The organism is Streptomyces spiralis, from assembly GCF_014654675.1.
GTDB lineage: Bacteria > Actinomycetota > Actinomycetes > Streptomycetales > Streptomycetaceae > Streptomyces > Streptomyces spiralis.
This window is the reverse complement of sequence record NZ_BNBC01000002.1, coordinates 37,442-57,931: the sequence shown is the minus strand read 5'-3', so window position 1 is coordinate 57,931 and position 20,490 is coordinate 37,442. Positions and strand designations below refer to the sequence as shown.

Sequence of the window (20,490 nt, the reverse complement as noted above, 5' to 3'; positions counted from 1 at the left end):
GCGTCCGCATGTGTCCGGCACATGTCGGACAAGTGCGCCCATGTCACGGGCGAGTTGCCGTATCCGGCCCCCTGCACACATCCACCGGTTCGGATCACCGCGTCACGCATCCGACAAAAGCGGACGGATACCGCTCACCTGCACCCTCCCCGAACAGCAGGTCCCGGAAAGCCAGTAACATGCGGCGCCATGAGCTCCCCCACTGGGCCCGCGTCCGGCCTGCCAGTACGAATGCCGCGCCCCCGCCAGCCCGGACGGCACCGCCGACCCGAACCGCTGGCGGCTCCCGAGGGCGCGCCCGCGCTCGTCCTCGCGGTGCCGGGCACGCCCGGCGCCGCCACGCGCAGCCTCGCCGAGGAGGTCGTGAGCATCGCCCGCTCCGAGCTCCCCGGCCTCGACGCCCTGATCGGGTACGTCGACGGGGACGACGAGGAGTTCCCGACCCTGCGGTCCGTGCTCGCGCACGCGGCCGACCAGCGGACCGCCCGCTACGAGCAGGCGCTCGCCGCCGGTGCCGAGGTCAAGGAGCCCGACGGCCCGGTCGGAGTCGTGGTGCCGCTGCTGGCCGGCCCGGACAGCGCGCTGCTGCGCCAGATCCGCCAGGCCGTGATGGACAGCCGGGTCGCCGCCGAGCTGACCGATGTGCTGGGCCCGCACCCGCTGCTCGCCGAGGCGCTGCACGTGCGGCTGTCGGAGGCCGGCCTGGCCCGCGCCGACCGCGCCCGCCTGTTCACGGTGGCGACCGCCGCCGACGGCATCATCCTCGCGTCGGTCGGCGGCGAGGAGGCCGTCCAGGCCGCCGGGATCACCGGCATGCTGCTGGCCGCCCGCCTCGCCGTGCCGGTGATGGCGGCCGCCCTCGACCAGGAGGGCTCGATCACGGCCGTCGCCGAGCAGCTGCGTTCCTCCGGATCCCAGCAGCTGGCGCTGGCGCCGTACCTGATCGGCCCGGAGATCGACGCGGAGCTGATCGAGGCGGCCGCCAAGGAGGCGGACTGCCCGGCCGCCGAGGCGCTCGGCCCGTACCCGGCCATCGGCAAGCTCGCCCTGGCCAAGTACACGACCGCGCTGGGCATCGCTCCGCAGCAGTCGCAGGGCACGCCGGTCCGCTGATCCGCGCGTCGCCGGCGCCCGGCGGCATCGCGCATGCCCGGACGACAGGCGCCACCCGCACGACCCGTACGACCACGCCGAAGGGCCCGCTCCGGACAGCCGGGGCGGGCCCTTCGCCGTGCGGCGGGCGGTGGCGGTGGCCGCTGGGTGGCGATGCGGGACCGGGTCAGGGGCGTCAGCCGAAGACCACGCAGGACGCCGCGGCCACCGGCACCGCGCCGGTGCGCTCCGGGAGCCCCGTGTCCGGGTCCACCGCGAACCAGGTCACATCGCCGGAGCGCTCGTTGGCGACGTAGAGGAAGCCTGCGGACAGGGCGAGCGCCCGGGGCCAGTGGCCACCGCACGGCACCGTCGCCACCAGCTCCAGCCGCTCCCCGTCCGCCTCTACGGCGAACACGGACAGCACGTCCTCGCCGCGGGTGGCGGTCCACACGAACCGGCCGTCGGGCGCGGCCACGACGCCCGAGGGGTAGGCGTCGCCGGCCGGGGCGTGCGGCAGCACCGGCGTCTCGGAAAGCGGCTTGAGGGAGCCGCTCGCGGCGTCCCAGCGGCAGGCGGTGACGGTGGGGGTGAGTTCGTTGACGACGTAGGCGTGCCGGCCGTCCGGGTGGAAGGCCAGATGGCGGGGTCCGGAGCCGGGCCGCAGCGCGATCTCGCGGTGGACGGTGAGCTTGCCGTCCGCCAGCGCGTACACCCGCACCGAGTCCGTCCCGAGGTCGACGCCGACGGCCCAGCGTCCGCTCGGGTCCGGCTGCACCTGGTGGGCGTGCGGACCACGCTGCCGGCGTTCGTGCGGGCCGGAGCCGGTGTGCCGCAGGACGTCGGAGGGCGCGTGGGCGAGCCGGCCGTCGGCGCGGACGGGGACGGCGCTGACGCTGCCGGAGCCGTAGTTGGCGGTGAGGACGTGCCCGTCGAACACGCTCAAGTGGGTCGGTCCGCTCCCGCCGACTCGCACCGGGGCTCCGGTGAGCTCGACGGTCTCCTCCTTAACCCGGTACGCGGCCACCGCGCCCTCGGCGGTCTCGCTGACCGCGTACAGCGTGCCGCCGTCGGGCGACAGGGCCAGGTACGACGGGTCCAGCACGCCGTCCACGCTGCTCAGCAGGGTCAGCGCGCCGCCGCTGTGGGCCACGGCCGCGGTGACCACGCCGGGTCCTCCCGCCGCCGTGAACGACCCGATGAACGCCCGCCGCCGCCCGCCGCCCTCGCCTGCCACCACTGTCCCCTCTCGCTCGGCCGCTCGACCCGTCTCGGGCTGACGGTAGCAGTCGATCAAGCGCGGTCTAGACCAAGGCCGGAGAATCTCGGGGTGTCCCGGCGCTTGGCGTGGGGTCGCTGCGCCGTGGTGTTCAGGCGCCGACCAGGGGGGACCCCGAGGGGGCGCGGAGGGGGGCGGCCAGGTCGGCCAGGGCCCGTTCCAGGCCGTGGAGGTGGGCGAGGGCGCCCGCTTCCGCGGTCGGGCGGGCGGTGTCGGCGGCGGGCGTGGCGGTGACGGGTTCGGTGCCGCCGGTGAGCGCCTCCACGGCCGCCTCCACTCGCCAGCAGGCGGCGGCCAGGCGCGCGTCGTGGGAGGCCTCCGGGTCGGCGGCCACGGCGACCAGACCTCGGATCTCGCGGGCGCAGTCGTCGAGCAGCGCGAGCACCTGGCGGGCGCGGCGCTTGCGGCCGAGCATCGGGTTCAGCGGGTGGACCAGCGGAGCCACGGAGAGCCGTACCCGGCCGAGCAGCTGCTCCAGTTCGGCCACGCGGGGCGTGGGATCGGCGTCCGCGACGCCCGCGAGCCGGGCGGCCGCCTCGGCGGTGCACACGTGGACGCAGCGCAGGGCGCGCTGGATCCAGGCGTCGGTGACGGAGTGGGTGGTGACGGGCAGCACGAACAGCACGGCCAGCCCGGCACCGAGTGCGCCGACGGCGGTCTCCCCGAGCCGCAGGGCGACCAGGCCGGGGGTGAGGACGCCGAGGAGGCCGTAGAGCGACTCGGCGAGCAGCGTGACCCAGAGCATCATCCAGGTGTAGGACACGGCGGCCGTGTAGAAGATGCCGAAGACGCTGACGGCGACGAGGGCCAGGGTGGGCAGGACGGCGCCGTGCAGCGGGACGACGAGGAGGGCGCCGAGGCCCAGGCCGAGCACCGTGCCGAGGACGCGGCGGAAGCCGCGCACCAGGGTCTCGCCGCGCGAGACGGTGTTCACGAAGACCCACCAGGTGGCGCCGACGGCCCAGTACCAGCGCTGTCCGGAGACCATCTGCCCCACGACGAGGGCGAAGGCGGCGCCGGAGGCGGCCTGGACGGCCTGCCGGGTGGTCACCCGGGCCAGTGCGCCGCCGGCCGGCGGCGCGGGCGCGGCGGCCGGGGGCAGTCGGCGTTCGTAGCACCACAGCCCGAAACGGACCGCCGCCGCGCTGAGCACGGACAGGACGACGGCGGCCGACAGCTCGGGCAGCTGCCCGCCGGTCGCGTGCAGGAACTGCGCCACGAAGAAGGTCATGAACGCGAACACGCCCAGGCTGTGGCCCCGCGGTCCCCAGCGGCGCGCGTACACGCCCGCGCCGACCACGGCGAGGAAGGCGAGGTCCCGCGCCACGGCGTGGTCGTGCAGTTCGGCCGCGGCGGCGAGGACGGGGATGCCGACGACCGGCAGCAGCGCAGTGGTGACCGCCTGCCCCCGGACCGTGGGGTCGGTGACGGTGAACAGGGCCAGCAACGCGGCGAGCCCACCGGTGACGGCGCCCGGAAGGGAGTGTCCGGCCAGTCCGCAGACGACGACCGCCAGGCCGATGCCGAGGACGGCACGGGCCGCGAACCGCAGCCGCACCCGTCCCGGGTCCGGAGCCGCGAACACCCTCTTCAGCATTGTTTACCGCCCCCTTGGCAGACCTGGAACACCGGCATGGGACGCCGGTACGGCGCACCGGCACGAAAAAGGCGCCGCGGGGGTCCGCAGCGCCATCGACGTGTCCATAACACCATCCTCTCCACCCATGGCTCAAGTGAAGTCCGAATCACTGAGCCATTGGCCCAGCCGGACGCCGATATCCGGTACCGGCGGAGGGCCAATGGACGACGGCGCCCGGCCAGGGCAGGGCGCACCGCACTGGGCCATTGGTACAGTCGGCGTCGATCGACGAACGCAGGAGGGCACGGGCGCCGCCATGGCCGTGGACGAACTCGACACCCGTATCCTGCGGCTGCTCCTCGAACAGCCGCGCACCAGCGTGCGCGAGTACGCCCGCGTCCTCGGCGTGGCGCGCGGCACGCTCCAGGCCCGCCTGGACCGCCTCGAACGCGACGGCGTGATCACCGGCACGGGTCCCATCCTCTCCCCCGCCGCACTCGGCCACCCGGTGCTCGCCTTCGTGCACATCGAGGTCACCCAGGGGCATCTGGACGACGTCGGGGACGCGCTGGCCGCGGTACCGGAGATCGTCGAGGCGTTCTCGATCACCGGCGGCGGCGATCTGCTGACTCGGGTCGTCGCACGGGACAACGCCCACCTGGAGGACGTGATCCAGAAGCTGATCAGTTTGCCGGGCGTGGTCCGCACCCGCACCGAGGTGGCCCTGCGCGAGCGCGTTTCCCACCGGCTGCTGCCGCTGGTGGAGTCGATCGGCCGTACGGCGAAGAGGTGACCGAAGAGGTGACCTAGGGCCGGCGCGGCCTGCCGCGCTTGGTGCCCTTGGTCTCCTTGGCGGTCCTCGCGCCCTTCGCGCCCTTCGCGCCCCTGCCGCCGCGTGATCCTCCGGAGCCGCCCGAGCCGGCTCTCGTGGTGCCGGCCTTGCCGGCACGTCCGGTCGCCTTGCCCGCCGCGGGCTTCCGGCGGGCGTCCGCGGCCCCGGTCCGGTCGTCCTGGGAGCCGCCCGGGGTCCGGGCGCCACCGCGTCCCCGGGTGCTGTTGACCGTCCGGCCTCGGACGATCCCGATGAAGTCGTCGACCAGGTCGGTGGTCCTCTCCTCCGGCCACGCCAGCGCGACGCTCGACTGCGGGGCGTCGACGACCGGACGGTAGGTGAGGTCCCGGCGGTGGTGGAGGCGGGCCAGCGACTGCGGGACGACGAGCAGACCCACGCCCGCGGCCACCAGCTCGACGGCGTCCTCGGTGGTGGCGGGGCGCTCGAAGGCGGGCTCCCCCGGTGGCCGCTCCCAGCCGAGTACGTCGTCCAGGGGGTGGAAGACGACCTCGTCGGCCAGGTCCTCGACCGATACCTCGTCCGCGGCCGTCACCAGATGGCCCTTGGGGACGATGACCACCGTCGTCTCGGTGTAGAGGGGGATCGCGCTGAAGAACGTACGGTCCACGGGCAGCCGTACGAGGCCCGCGTCCGCCGCGCCGTCGCGCAGCATTCCGGGCACGTCGGCGGCCGGGACCTGGACGAGTTCGAGGGGGATGTCGGGCAGCCGCTCGTTCCAGATCCGAGCCCACTTGGCGGGCGTCGCCCCGGGAACGTACGCGAGCCGGAACGAGGGGGATGCTTCCGAGCCTGTCACCCAGCCAAGGTTACCCGGCGTGGTCGGACCACCCGCGACCGGTCGATATTCTGGACACCATGAAGTCGCACCGCAGCACCCAGACCATGAAGCCCGCCACCGCGGCGAAGAAGCTGGGTGTGTACCTGCCCGCCACGCCCGCCGAGTTCCAGGAGGGCGTCGTCTCGCGGGCAGAGCTCGACGAGCTCCAGGCCGAGCCGCCCGAGTGGCTGCTCGAGCTGCGACGCAACGGCCCCCACCCGCGCCCGGTGGTCGCGGCCAAGCTGGGCGTCTCCATCGCGGGGCTCGCGCGCGGAGGAATCACCGAGGCGCTCACCACGGAGCAGATCGACGCCCTGAAGCAGGACCGGCCTCAGTGGCTGGAGAAGGAGCGGGCCACTCAGGCCGAGGTCCGCAAGGAGGCGGCCCGTCTGAAGAAGCGGAACGCCGAACGCGCGGCGCGGAGCGCCGAGCAGAGCGGCACATCGCGCGCCTGACACCGGAGACCACCGGCCGACTCAGCACACACACAAAGGCGGTTCGCCGCACGCCTCTGCGCGCTCCTCTACTGGTCCCGCAGTGTGCCCCGCTACGCGGACACGGCGGAGGTGCCCGCCTGGTAGACGCCTATCCGACGCGAGATACCCCTCCGAAGAGAGGACCAACCCTCTCCGCCCGCCGATTCCCCCTTCCTTGTCCCTTCGGCTCTCTGTCCAGTCGGTGCGGAGCGATGCGGGCGTACGCTCTGGCCTGCCCCCGATGGCCAAAGGACAGGAAGCGGAAGGGCACATGGCACATGGGCCGCGGCAATCGACCAACAGGCACCAGCCGTTGCTCGAACGCCACCGAGAACTCCGCGCACTCGATGCCGCGCTGGCCGACCTCACCGCAGCACCCGATGGGGCACCCGATGCGCAACGCGGCGGGCTGCTCGCCTTCACCGGTCCTGCCGGGCTGGGCAAGACGACGCTCATGGCACAGGTGCGCGCCCGGACCGAGGCGCACGGACTCACGGTGCTCTCGGCGAGAGGCGGTGAGAACGAGCAGGAGCTGGCCTTCCATGTGGTCCGTCAGCTCGTGCAGCCCGCGCCGGCCGCGATGACCGAGCCGGAACGGCGGACCTTTCTCGGGAGCCGGTACGACATCGTCGCCACCGCCCTCGGTCTGGAGGCCACGGGCCCGGCCCGGGTGCCGGACCCGACCGGCGTACGGGACGGTCTGGACTGGGTCATGACACGCCTCACCATGCTGAAGGCGCCCGTCGTCCTGCTCGTGGACGACGCCCACTGGGCCGACGCCGAGTCGCTGAGCTGGCTCGCCTCCTTCGCGCCACGGGTCGAGAACCTTCCGTTGCTGATCGTCGTCGCCCACCGGCCCCAGGAACTGCCGCCCGAGGCCGTCGCGTTCCGGGCGCTGGTCGAACACCACGGCAACCGTCCCCACGCGCTGGAGCCGCTCAGCGCGACCGCGGTGGCGCGGATCATCAGGGAACACGTGGGTGAGGGAGCCGAGGACGGGTTCTGCGCCGAGTGCTGTGCGGTCACCGGCGGCAGCCCTTTCGAAACGGTCGAGCTCGCCATCAGGCTCGCCGAACGGAAGTTGACCGGGGCACGGGACGAACTGCCCGTCATGCGTGACCTCGCCTCGGCGGTGAAAGGGCCAGGGCTGCTGGATCGCCTGCACCGGCTCGGCACGACCACCGTCCGCTTCGCCTGGGCAGCCGCAGTCCTGGGCACATCCATCTCACCGGAGCTGGCCGCCGCTCTCGCGGTGCTCGGCGTCGAGCAGGCCGCCCAGGAAGTGGAAAAGCTGCGGCGCGCCCGGATCTTGACGGACGGCCACTGCACCGACGGTGATCTGGAGTTCGTGCACCCGCTGATCGCCACCGCGATCTACCGCTCCATCCCCGCGGAACTGCGGGTCGGGCTGCACAAGGCCGCCGCGGAGGCCATTCTCGCCGCGGGCCTGGGCTCCGCCGCGGCCGCCCGGCATCTGCTGGAGGTCCCCTGCGAGGGCAGCACCGAGGCGGTGACATGCCTGAGTGACGCTGCCCGTGAGTACCTGCGCGCAGGGGCGCCGGAGGCCGCTCGACGTCTGTTGACCCGGGCACTGCAAGAGCCTCCACTCGCCGAGCAGCGGGCCGAGCTGCTTCATGAACTGGCGCGGTCCACCTTCCTGATCGAACCCACGGCCACGGTCAGCCACCTCCGGGAGGCGCTGGCGCAACCCGGCGTGGACGCCGAACTGCGTGCCTCCCTCGTGTACCTGCTGGCCCAGGCGCTGGCGCGCACCGACCGGCTGGCCGAGGCGGCCACCGTGGCCGCGGAAGCGGCGCAGCAGGCGCCCAACTCACGTCTCCGGCTGCGTCTTCAGGCCGATCATTTCGTGTGGAGCGCCTTCCGCACCGACGAGCCGGACTCGGCCGCCCGCTCCCGACGGCTGGCGAAGCTGGCGGCACGGCTGACCCGCCGGGGCCTGGAGGAGCGGTACATCCTGGGCCTGCGGGCCTGGGACGCCCTGGTGCGCGGTGAGCCGCGGCAGACCGTGTTGACGTGCGCGGAGCAGGCCCTGGACGGCGGCATGAGCTGGACCGACGAGAACCGCGGCTTCGAGATTCCCGTCTCGGTCGCTCTGACGTTCATGTACTGCGACCAGCCGCGGCGCGCCGAAGAGCTGTTCACCAAAGGCATCGCCGAGTGCGAGAGGAGGGGCTGGCGGGGTTCCCATCTGGCCGTCGGCCAGACCCTCTTCGCCTACATCCGCTACCACCGAGGCTCCCTCGCCGAAGCCGAGGAGCTGGTCCGGGAGGGGCTGCGGATCGCGGACAAGGTGGAGGGGGCGGTGCCCGCGCAGTGGTTCGCGATCGGGGTGCTGATCCAGACACTGCTGGCCCGGGGGCGGACGGAGGAGGCGCGGCGGATCGCCGATGCCTACCACTACGGCGACGTCGTGCCGAACGCGGTCATCTACCCCGATCCGCGCACGGTGTACGCCGAGTTGCTGATGGCCGAGGGCCGGCATGCCGATGCGGCTGCGCTGCTGACCGACGTCGGCGAGTGGCTCGACGGCCGGGCGTGGCGCAATCCCGCCTGGTGTCCGTGGCAGCTGGACCTGGCGTCCGCGCTGGCCTCCACGGAGCCCGAACGGGCGGCGGACCTCGCACGGGATGCCGTCCAGCGGGCCCGGGAGTTCGGTGCGGCGTCGGCGACCGGGCAGGCCCTGCACACGCTGGCCGAGGTGACCGGGGGGCCGGCGGCGCTGGAACTGCACGCGGAGGCGGTGGAGCAGCTGGAGCGGTCACCCGCCGCGTACGAGCTGGCCCGGGCGCTGGTCGGGCACGGTGCCGCGCTGTCCCGCAACGGCCGGCTGCAGGAGGCCGCCGACCGCCTCTACCAAGGGCTGGAGACCGCGGTGCACTGCGGGGCGGAGGCCCTGGCCGGCCGGGCCCGGGAAGAGCTCTCCGCGGCCGGACTGCGGCCGCTGCCCCTGCGGTACGCGCAGACGGACACGCTCACCGCTCAGGAACGCAAGGCTGCCGAGCGGGCCGCCCAGGGCCATCCGGTGGCAGTGGTCGCCAAGGAGCTGCACCTGCGGGAGCAGGGTGTGCGGCAGCTGCTCTCCTCCGTGTACCGCAAGGTCGGCACCGACGCCGCCGGGCTGGCCGCCGCCCTGGAGACGTTTCCCCGGCCCCGTTCGTGACCCGCCCCCGGCGGGGCCCGGCGGCCTCGGTGGCCCGGCGTCCGGGGTGACCGGCCGGCGCTCAGGCCGCGCGGGTGCCGCCGGGCTCCGTCTCCTCCCGTTCCTCCCGGTGGATCGGTGTCTCCGAGCCGGTCAGGGGGACGCCGGTGCCGCCGCGCCGGGTGGCCACGATCTCCGCCACGATCGACAGCGCGGTCTCCTCGGGTGTCCGGGCGCCGAGGTCGAGGCCGATCGGGGATCTGAGCCGGGCCAGTTCCCGCTCGCCGAGGCCTGCTTCGCGCAGCCGCCGCTCGCGGTCGGCGTGGGTGCGGCGTGAGCCCATCGCGCCGACGAACGCCACCGGCATCCGCAGCGCCTGGGTCAGCAGGGGTATGTCGAACTTGGCGTCGTGGGTGAGCACGCACAGCACCGTGCGCGCGTCGGTCGTGGTGCCCCGCAGATAGCGGTGGGGCCAGTCGACGACGATGTCGTCGGCCTCGGGGAAGCGGGCCCGGGTGGCGAACACGGGGCGGGCGTCGCACACCGTCACGTGGTAGCCGAGGAACTTGCCCGCCTTGACGAGTGCGGCGGCGAAGTCGACCGCCCCGAACACGATCATGCGCGGCGGGGGCACGTCGCACTCGACGAGCAGAGTCAGGCCGCCCGGGCAGTGCGATCCGTCCTCCGACAGCTCCCGCGTGCCGGTGCGGCCGGCCTCCAGCAGGGCGTGGGCCTCGGCCGCCGCGGTGCGGTCCAGCTCCGGATGGCCGCCGAGGCCGCCCTCGTACGTGCCGTCGGGCCGGGCCAGCAGCGTGGCGCCGAGGAGGCCGGCCGGTCCCCGGACGACGCGGGCGAGGGCCACCGGCTCGTCGCGGACGGCGGCCGCCAGCGCCGCCCGGAACACCGCCCTCGGCGGCGTGTCCCCGCGGACCGGGGTGACGAGGATGTCGATGATCCCGCCGCAGGTCAGTCCGACGGCGAAGGCGTCCTCGTCGCTGTAGCCGAACCGTTCGAGGACGCTCTCGCCGTCCTGGAGCGCCTGCCGGCACAGCTCGTAGACCGCTCCCTCCACACAGCCGCCGGAGACCGAACCGATCGCCGTGCCCTCGCTGTCGACGGCGAGGGCGGCGCCGGGACCGCGCGGTGCGCTGCCGCCGACGGCCACCACGGTGGCGACGGCGAAGTCCCGGCCCTCCTCGATCCAGCGGTGCAGCTCGCCGGCGATGTCAAGCATGCGGTTCCCCGGGGAGGCTCTGCAGGACGCGGTCGGGGCGGATGGGAAGGTTGCGGTGGCGGACGCCCGTGGCGTGCCACACCGCGTTGGCGATCGCGGCGGCGGCGCCGACGACGCCGATCTCCCCGATGCCCTTGATCCCGACCGGGTCGTCCGGGTCCGGGTCGTCCACCCAGTCGGCCTCGACGAAGGGGACGTCGGCGTGCGTGGCGACGTGGTAGCCCGCGAGGTCGGCACCGTAGAGGCCGCCGGTCGCGCGGTCGCGGACCGCCTCTTCGTGCAGGGCCATGGAGATGCCCCAGGTCATGCCGCCGACGAGCTGGCTGCGTGCGGTGAGCGGGTTGACGATCCGGCCGGCCGCGAAGATGCCCAGCATGCGGCGCACCCGTACCTCGCCGGTGGTGACGTCGACCGCCACCTCGGCGAACTGGGCGCCGAAGGAGTGCCGTTCCTTCTGAGCGAGGGCGCCGAGGGCAGCGGTGGTGTCGGACCGTACGGTGATGCCCTCCGGCGGGACGTCGGCGCCCAGCGCCAGCCGCTCCCGCAGTTCGGTGGCCGCCGTCATGACCGCCCAGCCCCAGGAGCGGGTGCCCATGGAACCGCCGGCGATCATCGCCGGTCCGAAGTCGCTGTCGCCGATCCGGACCTCGATCCGGTCCGGTGAGACCTCCAGCGCGTCGGCGGCGATCAGGGTGAGCGCGGTACGGGCTCCGGTGCCGATGTCGGCGGCGGCGATCCGCACCGTGAACGTGCCGTCCGGTTCGGCCGTGGCAACCGCCGTGGAGGGTCCGGCTCCGGCGTGGAAGGACGCGGCGGCCGTACCGGTGCCGAGCAGCCAGCGCCCTTCACGGCGCACACCGGGGCGCGGATCCCGGTCCGCCCAGCCGAACCTGCGGGCGCCCTCGCGGAAGCAGTCGGGCAGGTTGCGGCCGCTGAACGGCAGTCCGGAGACGGGACCCCGCTCGGGTTCGTTGCGCAGCCGCAGTTCGATCGGGTCGAGCCCGCACTTCTCGGCGAGTTCGTCGAGCGCGGACTCCAGGGCGAACGAGCCCGGTGCCTCGCCCGGGGCACGCATGAAGGTCGGGGTGGGCACGTTCAGCCGTACGACGCGGTTGGCGGTGTGGTGGGCGTCGGCGTCGTACATCACCCGGGCCGGTCCGGCCGCGGACTCGACGAACTCATGCACGGTCGAGGTGAGGTTGACGGAGCGGTGCTCCAGTGCCCGCAGCCGTCCGTCGGCGTCCGCGCCCAGCCGGACGCGCTGCGCGGTGGGGCTGCGGTAGCCGGTCAGGGAGAACATCTGACGTCGTGTCATGACGACCCGGACGGGGCGCTGGAGGACGGTCGCGGCCATCACGGCGGCCACCTGGTGCGCGCGGACGCCCTTGCTGCCGAAGCCCCCGCCGACGTGTTCGGAACGTACCCGCACGGATGCCGGGTCGAGCGAGAACATCTTGGCGAGTTCGCCGACGACCCAGGTGGTGCCCTGGTTGGAGTCGACCAGTTCGAGCCGGCCGCCGTCCCACCGGGCGGTCGCCGCGTGCGGCTCCATCATGGCGTGGTGCTCTTCGGGGGTGGTGTACTCCTCGTCGACGACGGTGCGGGACGCGGCGAGCTCGGCGTCCAGGTCGCCCTTCTCCACCACCGCCGGCATGTAGCCGTCCACCGGGTGGGCGTCCGGACGGGCGCCGGAGAAGTCGATGTCGTGCGGCTCCTGTTCGTAGTGCACGACGAGTGTTTCGGCGGCCTCGCGGGCCTGTTCGGACGTCTCGGCGACGACCAGTGCCACCGGCCAGCCCAGGTGCGGCACCCGGTCGTGCTGGAAGACGGCGCAGGTGGGGTCCGGGACGCCCAGCATGCCGACGTAGTCGGTCTCCACGCGCGGGGCGTTCTGGTGGTGCAGTACGGCCAGTACACCCGGCCGGGCGAGGGCGGGGGCGGTGTCGATGGACCGGATCCGGCCGCGGGCGACGGTGGACAGCACCAGCCAGCCGTGGGCGAGGCCGGCGAAGGGGATCTCGCCCGCGTACCGGGCGGCTCCGGTGACCTTGTCGCGGCCCTCCACGCGGGTGTGCGAGGTCCCGGTGAAGCCCTTGGTGGTCGTACGAGTCCCGGTCGTGGCGGTGGTCATCGGGCGGCCTCCTCGGTGAGTTCGGTGAGCACGGCCACCACGAGGTTGCGGATCAGGGTCACCTTGTACGCGTTGTGGGGCAGTGGATCGGCCGCCGCCAGTTCGGCGTCCGCGGCGGCGGCGAAGGTCTCGGCGTCGGCCGGTGCCCCGGTCAGCACCTGTTCGGCCGCCCGGGCCCGCCACGGCCGGGACGCGACCGCGCCGAAGGCGAGGCGGACATCGCGTACGGCACCGTCCTGGACGTCCAGTGCGGCGGCGACCGAGCCGATCGCGAAGGCGTAGGAGGCGCGCTCGCGGACCTTGCGGTAGCGGGAGTGGGCGGCGACCGGCGCGGGCGGCAGGGTGACGCCGGTGATCAGCGCGCCCGGCGGCAGGGCGGTCTCGCGGTGCGGGGTGTCGCCCACGGGCAGGTAGAAGTCGTCGAGCGGCAGCTCGCCCGGCCCGTCGGCCGTCTCATAGGTGACGACGGCGTCGAGGGCGGTCAGCGCCACGCCCATGTCGGAGGGGTGGACGGCCACGCAGTGGGCGGAGGCGCCCAGGATGGCGTGGTTGTGGTGTTCGCCCTCGATCGCGGGGCAGCCGCTGCCGGGGGTGCGCTTGTTGCACGGCTGGGTCACATCGGTGAAGTAGCCGCAGCGGGTGCGCTGGAGCAGGTTGCCGCCCACGGTGGCCATGTTGCGCAGCTGTCCGGAGGCGCCGGCCAGGACGGCCTGCGTCAGCACCGGGTAGCGGCGGCGCACCTCCGGGTGGGCGGCGAGGTCGCTGTTGGTGACGGTCGCGCCGATGCGCAGGCCGCCGTCCTCGGTGACTTCGATCCCGTCGAGCGGCAGTTCGCGGACGTCCACGAGGCGGGCGGGCCGCTCGACGCCGGTCTTCATCAGGTCGACGAGGTTGGTGCCGCCGCCGAGGAAGCGGGCCTCGGGGTCGGCGCCGAGCAGCGCCACGGCGCCGGCGACGTCGTGGGCCCTCTGATAGCCGAACTCCCTCATGCGGCGGCCTCCTTGTCCTTGTCCTGGGCGGCCGGCGCGGACTCGCCGGCCCGCACGGCTCGCGGCTCCTCGGTGCCCGCGGCCGTCTCGGCGGCCCGGGCGACGGCGCGCACGATCGACACGTAGGCGCCGCAGCGGCACAGGTTGCCGCTCATCCGCTCGCGGATCTCGTCGGCGGTCAGCTGGGGTGGTCCGGCTTCGGGGCGTACGTCGTCGGTGACGGCGCTCGGCCAGCCGGCCGCGTGCTCCTCGATCACCGCGATGGCCGAACAGATCTGTCCCGGTGTGCAGTAGCCGCACTGGAAGCCGTCCAGGTCGAGGAAGGCCTGCTGCACCGGGTGGAGCGTGTCGCCCTCGGCCACCCCTTCGATGGTGGTGATCTCGCGTCCCTCGGCCGCCACCGCGAGCTGGAGGCAGGCGACGGACCGGCGCCCGTCGACCAGGACGGTGCAGGCTCCACACTGGCCCTGGTCGCAGCCCTTCTTGGTGCCGGTCAGATCCAGGCGCTCACGCAGGGCGTCGAGCAGGGTGGTGCGGTGGTCGGCGGTCAGGGTGTGCTTCTCGCCGTTGATGTTCAAGGTGATGGCGCTGTACGTCGGGAGGGCCGGGGAGGCTGGGTCCATGATCAGCTTCTTTCGCGTATCCGGAAGCACGTCGCGGGACGGCCTGGCAGACGGACGAATCTGGGACGGACGGAGGGCGGCGAGTGGAGGAGCCGGCAGTGTCTTGAGAGCAAGAAAAGAGGCAGGAAGAGAAAGTGCCGTACATGGCGGAAACACACCTCCCGCCACTATGGTGGTACTAAGCGGACAGCTGTCCGTTATCCGAAAACCTACCGGACAGCTGTCCGCTTAGCAAGACCGGGTTCGGCGACGCACCCAAAAGGAGGACGAGTGCGGCAGAAGAAGGACGCGCCGCTGCGCTCGGACGCGCAACGCAACCGCGAGACCATCCTGGAAGTGGCGGTGGCCGAGCTGACCCGCTGCGCGGACGCCCCGCTGAGCGTGATCGCCCGGAAGGCCGGAGTCGGTCAGGGCACGTTCTACCGGAACTTCCCCAACCGCGAGGCACTCGTCCTGGAGATCTACCGCCACGAGATGCAGCAGGTCGCGGACAGCGCGGCCGAGCTGCTGCGGTGCCGCGAACCCGACCAGGCGCTGCGCGAGTGGATGGACCGCCTGGCCCGGTTCGCCATGACGAAGGCGGGCCTCGCCGAGGCGATCCGCCAGGCCACGAGCGGCCCCGGGAGCCCGGCGAAGCCGGGCAACAGCGCGGTGATGGCGGCGACCGAACTCCTGCTGCGCGCCAACAGGGAGGCCGGCACCATCCGCCCGGACGTGACCGCCGACGACTTCCTCCTCGCCATCGCCGGTCTCTGGCAGATCGACCCCCACGGCGACTGGCAGTCGCGCGCCACCCGTCTCCTGGACCTCGTCATGGACGGCCTGCGCGCGGGAGCACCCGGCCGGTAGACGGCAGCGCGCGGAGCGTGAGCGCGCCGTGCGCGCCGCGCGCCCAGCGCACAGTGCCCGTCGCACGGCCGCCACCAGGCACACCACCAGACGCCCGGCTGCGAGGCGTCGGCGCCCACCACGCGCGCTCCCGGCGTGCGCCCCGCGTCAGGGCGCCCGGATGCGGGCGCGGGCATGCGCCGGGGCTCGCGATGCGGGCAAGCGATGCGGGTGGCGATCACCGGGAGAGGGTGTGGGCGGCCGGTCACGGACGGCCGGACGCTGGAAGCGGTCGCGGACGGCCGGACGCTGGAAGCGGTCGCGGACGGCCCGTAGCGGGAGCGGTCACAGGCCCGGCAGCCGCGGACAGCAGCCACAGACCACCGTCACGGAACACGCTCACAAACCCCGGCAGCCGCGGACAGTGGGCCACGGAGCGCCGGTCGCCGAACGCGGCCACGGAGCCCGGCGGTAGTGGCCCCGGTGGCAGGGCCGCGCCCATCTGGCCCTCGGTGTCCGTCTGTTCATGTCGTCCCGGTTCGTCCCGAGGGGTTCTCGTGGCCCGGGCGTAAACACAAGCGACGCTGCCACGACAGCGACAGCGACGCCGTGGACCGTCGCCGCCGGCAGCGCCCGAGGACCAAGGAGCAGGGGACGACATGAGATTCCTGGACCGTGAGCGCGCGGCCCTCACCAAACTGCTGCCGGGGCTGGACGACAGTCTGCGAGCCGTACCGCTGATGACCCTGGAGAAGCCCGGAAGTCCGGGGATCGGGCTGTTCCGGCAGAGCGGCGGCCCGGGGCTGCTCGCCCCGAACTCCCTCCAGGGCCGGGGGGCCTCGGCCCTGGACGCCGTACGGGTGCAGCGCGCCCTGGGCAGCCGCTCGCCCTCGCTCGCCGTGGCGACGACCATGCACCACTTCTCGATGGCCACCCTGGTCGGACTGAGCAACTCCGGTGAGGGGCTGGAGTGGATGCTGGTCCAGGCCGTCGCCACCGAGAACAAGCTGATGGCCTCCGGGTTCGCCGAGGGGCGCAGCGGCAGCGGCATCCTGTCGCCGTCGATGACGGCCACCCCGGCCCCGGAGGGGCTGCGGATCAGCGGGGTGAAACGGCCGTGCAGCCTGGCCCGTTCCATGGACCTGCTGACCGCCAGCGTGCTCGTGCCGTGCGAGGACGGCGAGGGTCAGGAGCTGGCCGTGGCCCTGATCCCCGCCGAGAGCGAGGGCCTGAGCGTCAGCGGCTTCTGGTCCAGCGGATTCCTGGCCGGCGCCGAGAGCGACCAGGTGACCCTGGACGGGGTCCTGGTGCCGCCCGATCTGCTGGTGCGTACCGCGTGTCCGCCCGGTGCCCGGCTGGACGAGGTGCAGACGGTCGGCCTGGTCTGGTTCGAGCTGCTGATGACCGGCAGCTACCTGGGTGCCGCGAGCGCCCTGGTGGAGCGGGTGCTGCTGAACGACCGGGTGCCCGAGGGCGAACGGGTCGCCCTGCTGGTCGCCGTCGAGGGCGCCGCCGCCGCGGTCGAGGGCCTGGCCCGGCGCGTGGACGAGGGCACACCGGACGAGTCCACCCTCGCCGACTCGCTCTACGTGCGCTACGGCGTGCAGGACGCCCTGGCCCGGATCGTCCCGCGGGCCGTGGAACTGCTCGGCGGACTCAACTTCATGACCTCCGACGAGGTCGGTTATCTCGCCGCCTGCGCGAACGGCCTCGCGCTGCACCCGCCTTCCCGGTCACGGATGACCGGACCGCTCGCCGGCTACCTGGCCGACGGACCGCTGACCGTTGCCTGACGTGCCGTCGATCCACGACTTCACCTCCGGCCGACCCTGCCCGACCAGCGCCCTCCACTCCTTCCGACCGAGGGGAACCTTCGCATGCCTCATCTTCCGCCGCCTGCGCCGCCCCGCCGCCCGGCACTCCTGCTCACCGGCGGCTCCGGCGTCCTGGGCCGCGCCCTGATCGAGGAGCTGTCGCCCGACTTCCGCATCATCTGCCTGCGTCACCGCACTCCCGTGGACGACCCCAGGGTCGAGGAGCTCGGTGCCGACCTGCTGGAGCCCGGCCTGGGGCTGTCCCGCGCACGGTTCGAGGGGCTCGCCGCCGACGTGGACCTGGTCGTGCACTCCGCCGCCGCCACCAACTGGAAGGCGGCCCCGGAGGCCATCTGGCGGGCGAACCTGGACGGCACCGCCACGATGCTGGACCTCGCCGCTCACGCGGAGGCGCCGTTCTACCACATCAGCACCGCGTTCGTGGCGAACCCGCTGGCCGCGGAGGAGCAGGAACGCTTCCCGGGCGCGGCCGCCTATCTGGCCTCCAAGACGGCCGCCGAGCAGGTGGTGCGCGAGGCCCCGGTGCCGGGGGCGATCCTGCGCCCGTCGGTGGTGATGGGCGACTCCGTCACCGGCCGGATCGCGGGGGCCCAGGGTCTGACCCGGGCGCTGGGCGCCATCGTCAAGGGTCAGGTGCCGGTCCTGCCGGGGGAGCCCGGGGCGCGTATCGACATGGTGCCGCAGGACGTCGTCGCCCGTGCCGTCGGCGACCTGCTGCGTGCCGGGGTCACCGGCGGGGAGTACTGGCTGACGGCCGGCTCCCAAGCCCTACTGCAACGTGAAGTCGTCGATGTCTGCCTGGAGTTCGCCGACCGTTACGGGCCGCGGCCGCATCCGCCGCGGCTGATCCCTCTGGAGTCGGTGCACCGCCTGCTGCTGCCGCTGATCGAAGGACCGTCCTTCCCCGAGTCACTGCGCCGCCGCTTCCACACCTACGCGGAGCTGCTGCTGGTCTTCCAGCGCGCGCTGCCCTTCGACTCCTCGCTGGGCTCCGCGCACTGCGGCACGGCCGTCGCCAAGGACGACCTGCGCCGGGCGCTGGTGCGCAACCTGACCGCCTGGGCGGTCGGCCCGGCGGGACCGCGCCGGCAGCGACCGGCCCGGCCGGCGCTCCAGCAGGGCTCCGCGCCGCGGGAACTGGCCTCATGACGGCGCTGCCCACCGGCACGGCCCCCCGGACGGGGGAACCGCCCGCCGACGGCGCGGACACGGCCCGCCTCTACCGCGAGCACCTGGCCGTGGGCCGGGCGGTGCTCGGCGAGGTGCTCGGCGGCATGGTGGAGACGAGGTCCGAGGGTGCCTGGGTGCACACCGAGGACGGCCGACGCCATCTGGACTTCGGCGGCTACGGGGTCTTCATCCTGGGGCACCGGCACCCCGCCGTGACCGCGGCCGTGCACCGGCAGATCGACGCGCATCCGCTGGCCACCCGGGTCTTTCTGGAGCCGGTCGCGGCCCGTGCCGCCGCGGCGCTGGCCGCGCACACCCCGGTCGGCCTGGACCGGGTGCACTTCGTCAACTCAGGGGCGGAGGCCACCGAGGCGGGCCTGAAGCTGGCCCGGGCGCACGGGCACACCGCGCTGATCAGCACCGTCGGCGGCTACCACGGCAAGACCCTCGGGGCGCTCAGCGTCACCGCCAACCCCACCTACCAGGACCCGTTCCGCCCGCTGCTGCCGGACAGCGCGGCGGTGCCCTTCGGCGACCGGGAGGCGCTGGCGGAGGCGCTCGCCCGGTTCGGGGAGCGGGCCTGTGTGATCGTCGAGCCGGTGCAGGGCGAGGGCGGTGTGCGCATCCCCCCGCCCGGCTATCTGGCGGACGTGGGTCGGCTGTGCCGTACGCACGGGGCCTTCCTGATCGTCGACGAGATCCAGACGGGCCTCGGCCGGCTGGGTTCGTGGTGGGGCGTGGACACCGAGAACGTCCGCCCCGACGTGCTGCTCGTCGGCAAGGGGCTGAGCGGCGGGGTGGTGCCGGTGGCCGCGATGGTGGCCACCGACGAGGCGTACGCGCCCTTCTCCCGGGACCCCTACCTGCACACCTCCACCTTCGCCGCCTCTCCCCTGGCCTGCGCCGCCGCGCTGGCCGCCGTGGAGGCCATGGACCGGGAGGACGTGCCCGGCCGGGCCCGGACGCTCGGCATCCGGCTGCTGCACGGTGTGCGCACCGCCTGCACCCCCTACACCGGCGGCCTGGTCCGGGACGTACGCGGACGCGGGCTGCTGATCGGCCTGGAGTTCGGGGTCGAGCAGGCCGTGGGCGAGCTGATCCTGGAACTGGTCGGCCGGGGCGTGCTGGTGAACCACTCCCTCAACGCCGGCCGTGTGCTGCGCCTGACCCCGCCGGCCGTCGTCACCGACGAGGAGCTGCGCCTGTTCCTCACCGCCCTGTCCGAGGCCCTGCACGCCGTGGCGACCCGCCTCGGCTGAGCGGCCCGGCCCCGCACAACCACGCTGGACGAGCCGTCCCCCGCGACGGCGGAAAGGTATGCCCATGCGCCATGTGACCGTACGGATGACCGCCCACGACGTCGAGCCGGAGGCCGCCTACCAGCGGATCAGGGATTTCCGGCGCTACCCGGACGTCACCGAGACAGTCCGCGAGGTGGTGGTGCATCCGCCCGGCGCCGACGGCACGGTGGTGTCGGACTGGACCGTCCGCTTCCGCAACGGCCTGATGCGGTGGACGGAACGCGACTCCTTCCGGCCGGAGGAGCTGGTCCTCGCCTTCACCCAACTCCGCGGCGACTTCCAGGTGTTCGAGGGCAGCTGGCGGTGCGCGCCCGCCGAGCGCGGCACCGACGTCACCTTCGACGCCGCCTTCGACCTCGGCATCCCCACCCTGGCCGATCTCCTCGACCCGGTGGCGGAGTCCACCTTGCGCACCAACATCGAACTCATCCTGCGGGGGCTGCTGGGCCGGGTCAGCGCGCTGCCCTCCGCGTCCCTGGCCCGGACGGCCGCCCCCACCCATGGCTGAGCTCGCCCTGGCCCCGCGCCGGCCCGGAGCGCCCGGGGCCGCGGGCTGGGACACCCTGCGCGACGAGCCCGGCCCCGACGCGGTGCGCTGCCTGGGCCTGTACGCCAAGCTGGCGGCCGGTGTCACCGTGGTGACCGCGCTCGACGCGGGGGGCCGGCAGGCCGGGACGACGGTCTCGGCGCTCACCTCGCTGTCGGCCCGTCCGGCGCTGCTGCTGGCCTGTCTGCGCGCCGGCTCGCGGACGCTGGCGGCCGTGCGGGCGCGCGGTGTGTTCGCCGTCAGCTTCCTGGCGGAGCACCAGCGCGCGGTGGCCGAGCGGTTCGCCGACCCGGCCCTGCCGCCCGCCGGGCGTTTCACCGGCGTTCCGGTACGGCAGGTCCTCGGTCTGCCGGTGCTGTCCGAGGCGCTGGCATGGACGGTGTGTCTGGTCGAGGACGTCCGCCGGTACGGCGACCACGACCTGGTCGTCGGCCGGGTACGGGCGGTGGAGGTCGGCGACGGCCGGCCGCTGCTCTGGCACGACCGCGCCTTCCGCACGCTCACCTGCCCGCCGTCCGAAGGAGGTTGACGTTTCGCTTGCCGTCCCGGACGCCCGGCCATCTGCCACACCGGCCG

General features: G+C 73.8%; 17 protein-coding genes. 10 read left to right on the top strand and 7 right to left on the bottom strand.

Annotated features, from left to right (window positions below; translation table 11 throughout):
- The first annotated feature begins 189 nt into the window (after positions 1-189).
- On the top strand, positions 190-1,113 hold the full coding sequence (locus IE318_RS02685) for a sirohydrochlorin chelatase (protein WP_189895853.1): 924 nt from the start codon (positions 190-192) through the stop codon (positions 1,111-1,113).
- A 175-nt stretch (positions 1,114-1,288) separates the two neighbouring features.
- On the opposite strand, the gene IE318_RS02680 is transcribed toward IE318_RS02685, so the two are convergent.
- Both IE318_RS02680 and IE318_RS02675 read right to left on the bottom strand, forming a co-directional pair.
- Positions 1,289-2,329 (bottom strand): lactonase family protein, encoded by a 1,041-nt coding sequence (locus tag IE318_RS02680; protein WP_189895851.1) that lies wholly within the window; start codon positions 2,327-2,329, stop codon positions 1,289-1,291.
- Between the two features lie 133 nt (positions 2,330-2,462).
- Positions 2,463-3,968 (bottom strand): FUSC family protein, encoded by a 1,506-nt coding sequence (locus IE318_RS02675; RefSeq protein ID WP_189895849.1) that lies wholly within the window; start codon positions 3,966-3,968, stop codon positions 2,463-2,465.
- 298 nt (positions 3,969-4,266) lie between these two features.
- Here IE318_RS02675 and IE318_RS02670 point away from each other — a divergent pair, with 298 nt between their 5' ends.
- Entirely contained in the window at positions 4,267-4,743 is a 477-nt protein-coding gene (locus tag IE318_RS02670) for an Lrp/AsnC family transcriptional regulator (RefSeq protein ID WP_189895847.1), read from the top strand.
- Between the two features lie 13 nt (positions 4,744-4,756).
- Here the strand turns inward: IE318_RS02670 and IE318_RS02665 are convergent, their stop codons facing one another.
- Entirely contained in the window at positions 4,757-5,599 is an 843-nt protein-coding gene (locus IE318_RS02665) for a LysR family transcriptional regulator substrate-binding protein (RefSeq protein ID WP_189895844.1), read from the bottom strand.
- Between the two features lie 59 nt (positions 5,600-5,658).
- Here IE318_RS02665 and IE318_RS02660 point away from each other — a divergent pair, with 59 nt between their 5' ends.
- Positions 5,659-6,075, top strand: coding sequence for a DUF5997 family protein (locus tag IE318_RS02660; protein ID WP_030166632.1), 417 nt, complete (start codon positions 5,659-5,661; stop codon positions 6,073-6,075).
- Between the two features lie 292 nt (positions 6,076-6,367).
- On the top strand, positions 6,368-9,277 hold the full coding sequence (locus tag IE318_RS02655) for an ATP-binding protein (protein WP_189895842.1): 2,910 nt from the start codon (positions 6,368-6,370) through the stop codon (positions 9,275-9,277).
- A gap of 61 nt (positions 9,278-9,338) precedes the next feature.
- Here IE318_RS02655 and IE318_RS02650 read toward each other — a convergent pair whose 3' ends face one another.
- Genes IE318_RS02650 through IE318_RS02635 form a run of 4 tightly spaced genes read right to left on the bottom strand, consistent with a single transcriptional unit; the run spans position 9,339 to position 14,233 of the window.
- Positions 9,339-10,490 carry an XdhC family protein gene (locus IE318_RS02650; protein ID WP_189895840.1) on the bottom strand — a complete coding sequence of 384 codons (1,152 nt, stop codon included), beginning with the start codon at positions 10,488-10,490 and terminating at the stop codon, positions 9,339-9,341.
- Positions 10,483-12,621, bottom strand: coding sequence for a xanthine dehydrogenase family protein molybdopterin-binding subunit (locus IE318_RS02645; protein WP_189895838.1), 2,139 nt, complete (start codon positions 12,619-12,621; stop codon positions 10,483-10,485). Before IE318_RS02645 ends, IE318_RS02650 begins: the two co-directional genes overlap by 8 nt.
- Positions 12,618-13,610 (bottom strand): FAD binding domain-containing protein, encoded by a 993-nt coding sequence (locus IE318_RS02640; RefSeq protein ID WP_189895835.1) that lies wholly within the window; start codon positions 13,608-13,610, stop codon positions 12,618-12,620. The genes IE318_RS02645 and IE318_RS02640 overlap by 4 nt, the downstream gene beginning before the upstream one ends.
- The gene (locus tag IE318_RS02635; protein ID WP_189895833.1) at positions 13,607-14,233 is read right to left on the bottom strand and encodes a 2Fe-2S iron-sulfur cluster-binding protein; all 627 of its coding nucleotides are present in this window, start codon (positions 14,231-14,233) and stop codon (positions 13,607-13,609) included. Before IE318_RS02635 ends, IE318_RS02640 begins: the two co-directional genes overlap by 4 nt.
- 270 nt (positions 14,234-14,503) lie before the next feature.
- Here IE318_RS02635 and IE318_RS02630 point away from each other — a divergent pair, with 270 nt between their 5' ends.
- From IE318_RS02630 to IE318_RS02605, 6 genes are all read left to right on the top strand, one after another.
- Complete coding sequence (locus IE318_RS02630; RefSeq protein ID WP_189895830.1) at positions 14,504-15,082, top strand: TetR/AcrR family transcriptional regulator; 579 nt, start codon at positions 14,504-14,506, stop codon at positions 15,080-15,082.
- 638 nt (positions 15,083-15,720) lie between these two features.
- Positions 15,721-16,854 carry an acyl-CoA dehydrogenase family protein gene (locus IE318_RS02625; protein ID WP_189895828.1) on the top strand — a complete coding sequence of 378 codons (1,134 nt, stop codon included), beginning with the start codon at positions 15,721-15,723 and terminating at the stop codon, positions 16,852-16,854.
- An 84-nt stretch (positions 16,855-16,938) separates the two neighbouring features.
- Positions 16,939-18,045 (top strand): SDR family oxidoreductase, encoded by a 1,107-nt coding sequence (locus tag IE318_RS02620; RefSeq protein ID WP_189895827.1) that lies wholly within the window; start codon positions 16,939-16,941, stop codon positions 18,043-18,045.
- Entirely contained in the window at positions 18,042-19,325 is a 1,284-nt protein-coding gene (locus tag IE318_RS02615; RefSeq protein WP_189895824.1) for an aspartate aminotransferase family protein, read from the top strand. The genes IE318_RS02620 and IE318_RS02615 overlap by 4 nt, the downstream gene beginning before the upstream one ends.
- Before the next feature lie 64 nt (positions 19,326-19,389).
- Positions 19,390-19,875, top strand: a complete 486-nt coding sequence (locus IE318_RS02610; protein ID WP_189895822.1) for a type II toxin-antitoxin system RatA family toxin — start codon at positions 19,390-19,392, stop codon at positions 19,873-19,875.
- On the top strand, positions 19,868-20,443 hold the full coding sequence (locus tag IE318_RS02605) for a flavin reductase family protein (RefSeq protein WP_189895811.1): 576 nt from the start codon (positions 19,868-19,870) through the stop codon (positions 20,441-20,443). Before IE318_RS02610 ends, IE318_RS02605 begins: the two co-directional genes overlap by 8 nt.
- The last annotated feature ends 47 nt before the right edge of the window (positions 20,444-20,490 follow it).

Excerpts from the sequence above, each read along its gene's own strand:
- IE318_RS02685 (WP_189895853.1), top strand. The coding sequence starts at position 190 with ATGAGCTCCCCCACTGGGCCCGCGTCCGGCCTGCCAGTACGAATGCCG.
- IE318_RS02675 (WP_189895849.1), bottom strand. The coding sequence starts at position 3,968 with ATGCTGAAGAGGGTGTTCGCGGCTCCGGACCCGGGACGGGTGCGGCTG.
- IE318_RS02670 (WP_189895847.1), top strand. The coding sequence starts at position 4,267 with ATGGCCGTGGACGAACTCGACACCCGTATCCTGCGGCTGCTCCTCGAA.
- IE318_RS02660 (WP_030166632.1), top strand. The coding sequence starts at position 5,659 with ATGAAGTCGCACCGCAGCACCCAGACCATGAAGCCCGCCACCGCGGCG.
- IE318_RS02655 (WP_189895842.1), top strand. The coding sequence starts at position 6,368 with ATGGCACATGGGCCGCGGCAATCGACCAACAGGCACCAGCCGTTGCTC.
- IE318_RS02650 (WP_189895840.1), bottom strand. The coding sequence starts at position 10,490 with ATGCTTGACATCGCCGGCGAGCTGCACCGCTGGATCGAGGAGGGCCGG.
- IE318_RS02645 (WP_189895838.1), bottom strand. The coding sequence starts at position 12,621 with ATGACCACCGCCACGACCGGGACTCGTACGACCACCAAGGGCTTCACC.
- IE318_RS02640 (WP_189895835.1), bottom strand. The coding sequence starts at position 13,610 with ATGAGGGAGTTCGGCTATCAGAGGGCCCACGACGTCGCCGGCGCCGTG.
- IE318_RS02635 (WP_189895833.1), bottom strand. The coding sequence starts at position 14,233 with ATGGACCCAGCCTCCCCGGCCCTCCCGACGTACAGCGCCATCACCTTG.
- IE318_RS02625 (WP_189895828.1), top strand. The coding sequence starts at position 15,721 with ATGAGATTCCTGGACCGTGAGCGCGCGGCCCTCACCAAACTGCTGCCG.
- IE318_RS02620 (WP_189895827.1), top strand. The coding sequence starts at position 16,939 with ATGCCTCATCTTCCGCCGCCTGCGCCGCCCCGCCGCCCGGCACTCCTG.
- IE318_RS02615 (WP_189895824.1), top strand. The coding sequence starts at position 18,042 with ATGACGGCGCTGCCCACCGGCACGGCCCCCCGGACGGGGGAACCGCCC.
- IE318_RS02610 (WP_189895822.1), top strand. The coding sequence starts at position 19,390 with ATGCGCCATGTGACCGTACGGATGACCGCCCACGACGTCGAGCCGGAG.
- IE318_RS02605 (WP_189895811.1), top strand. The coding sequence starts at position 19,868 with ATGGCTGAGCTCGCCCTGGCCCCGCGCCGGCCCGGAGCGCCCGGGGCC.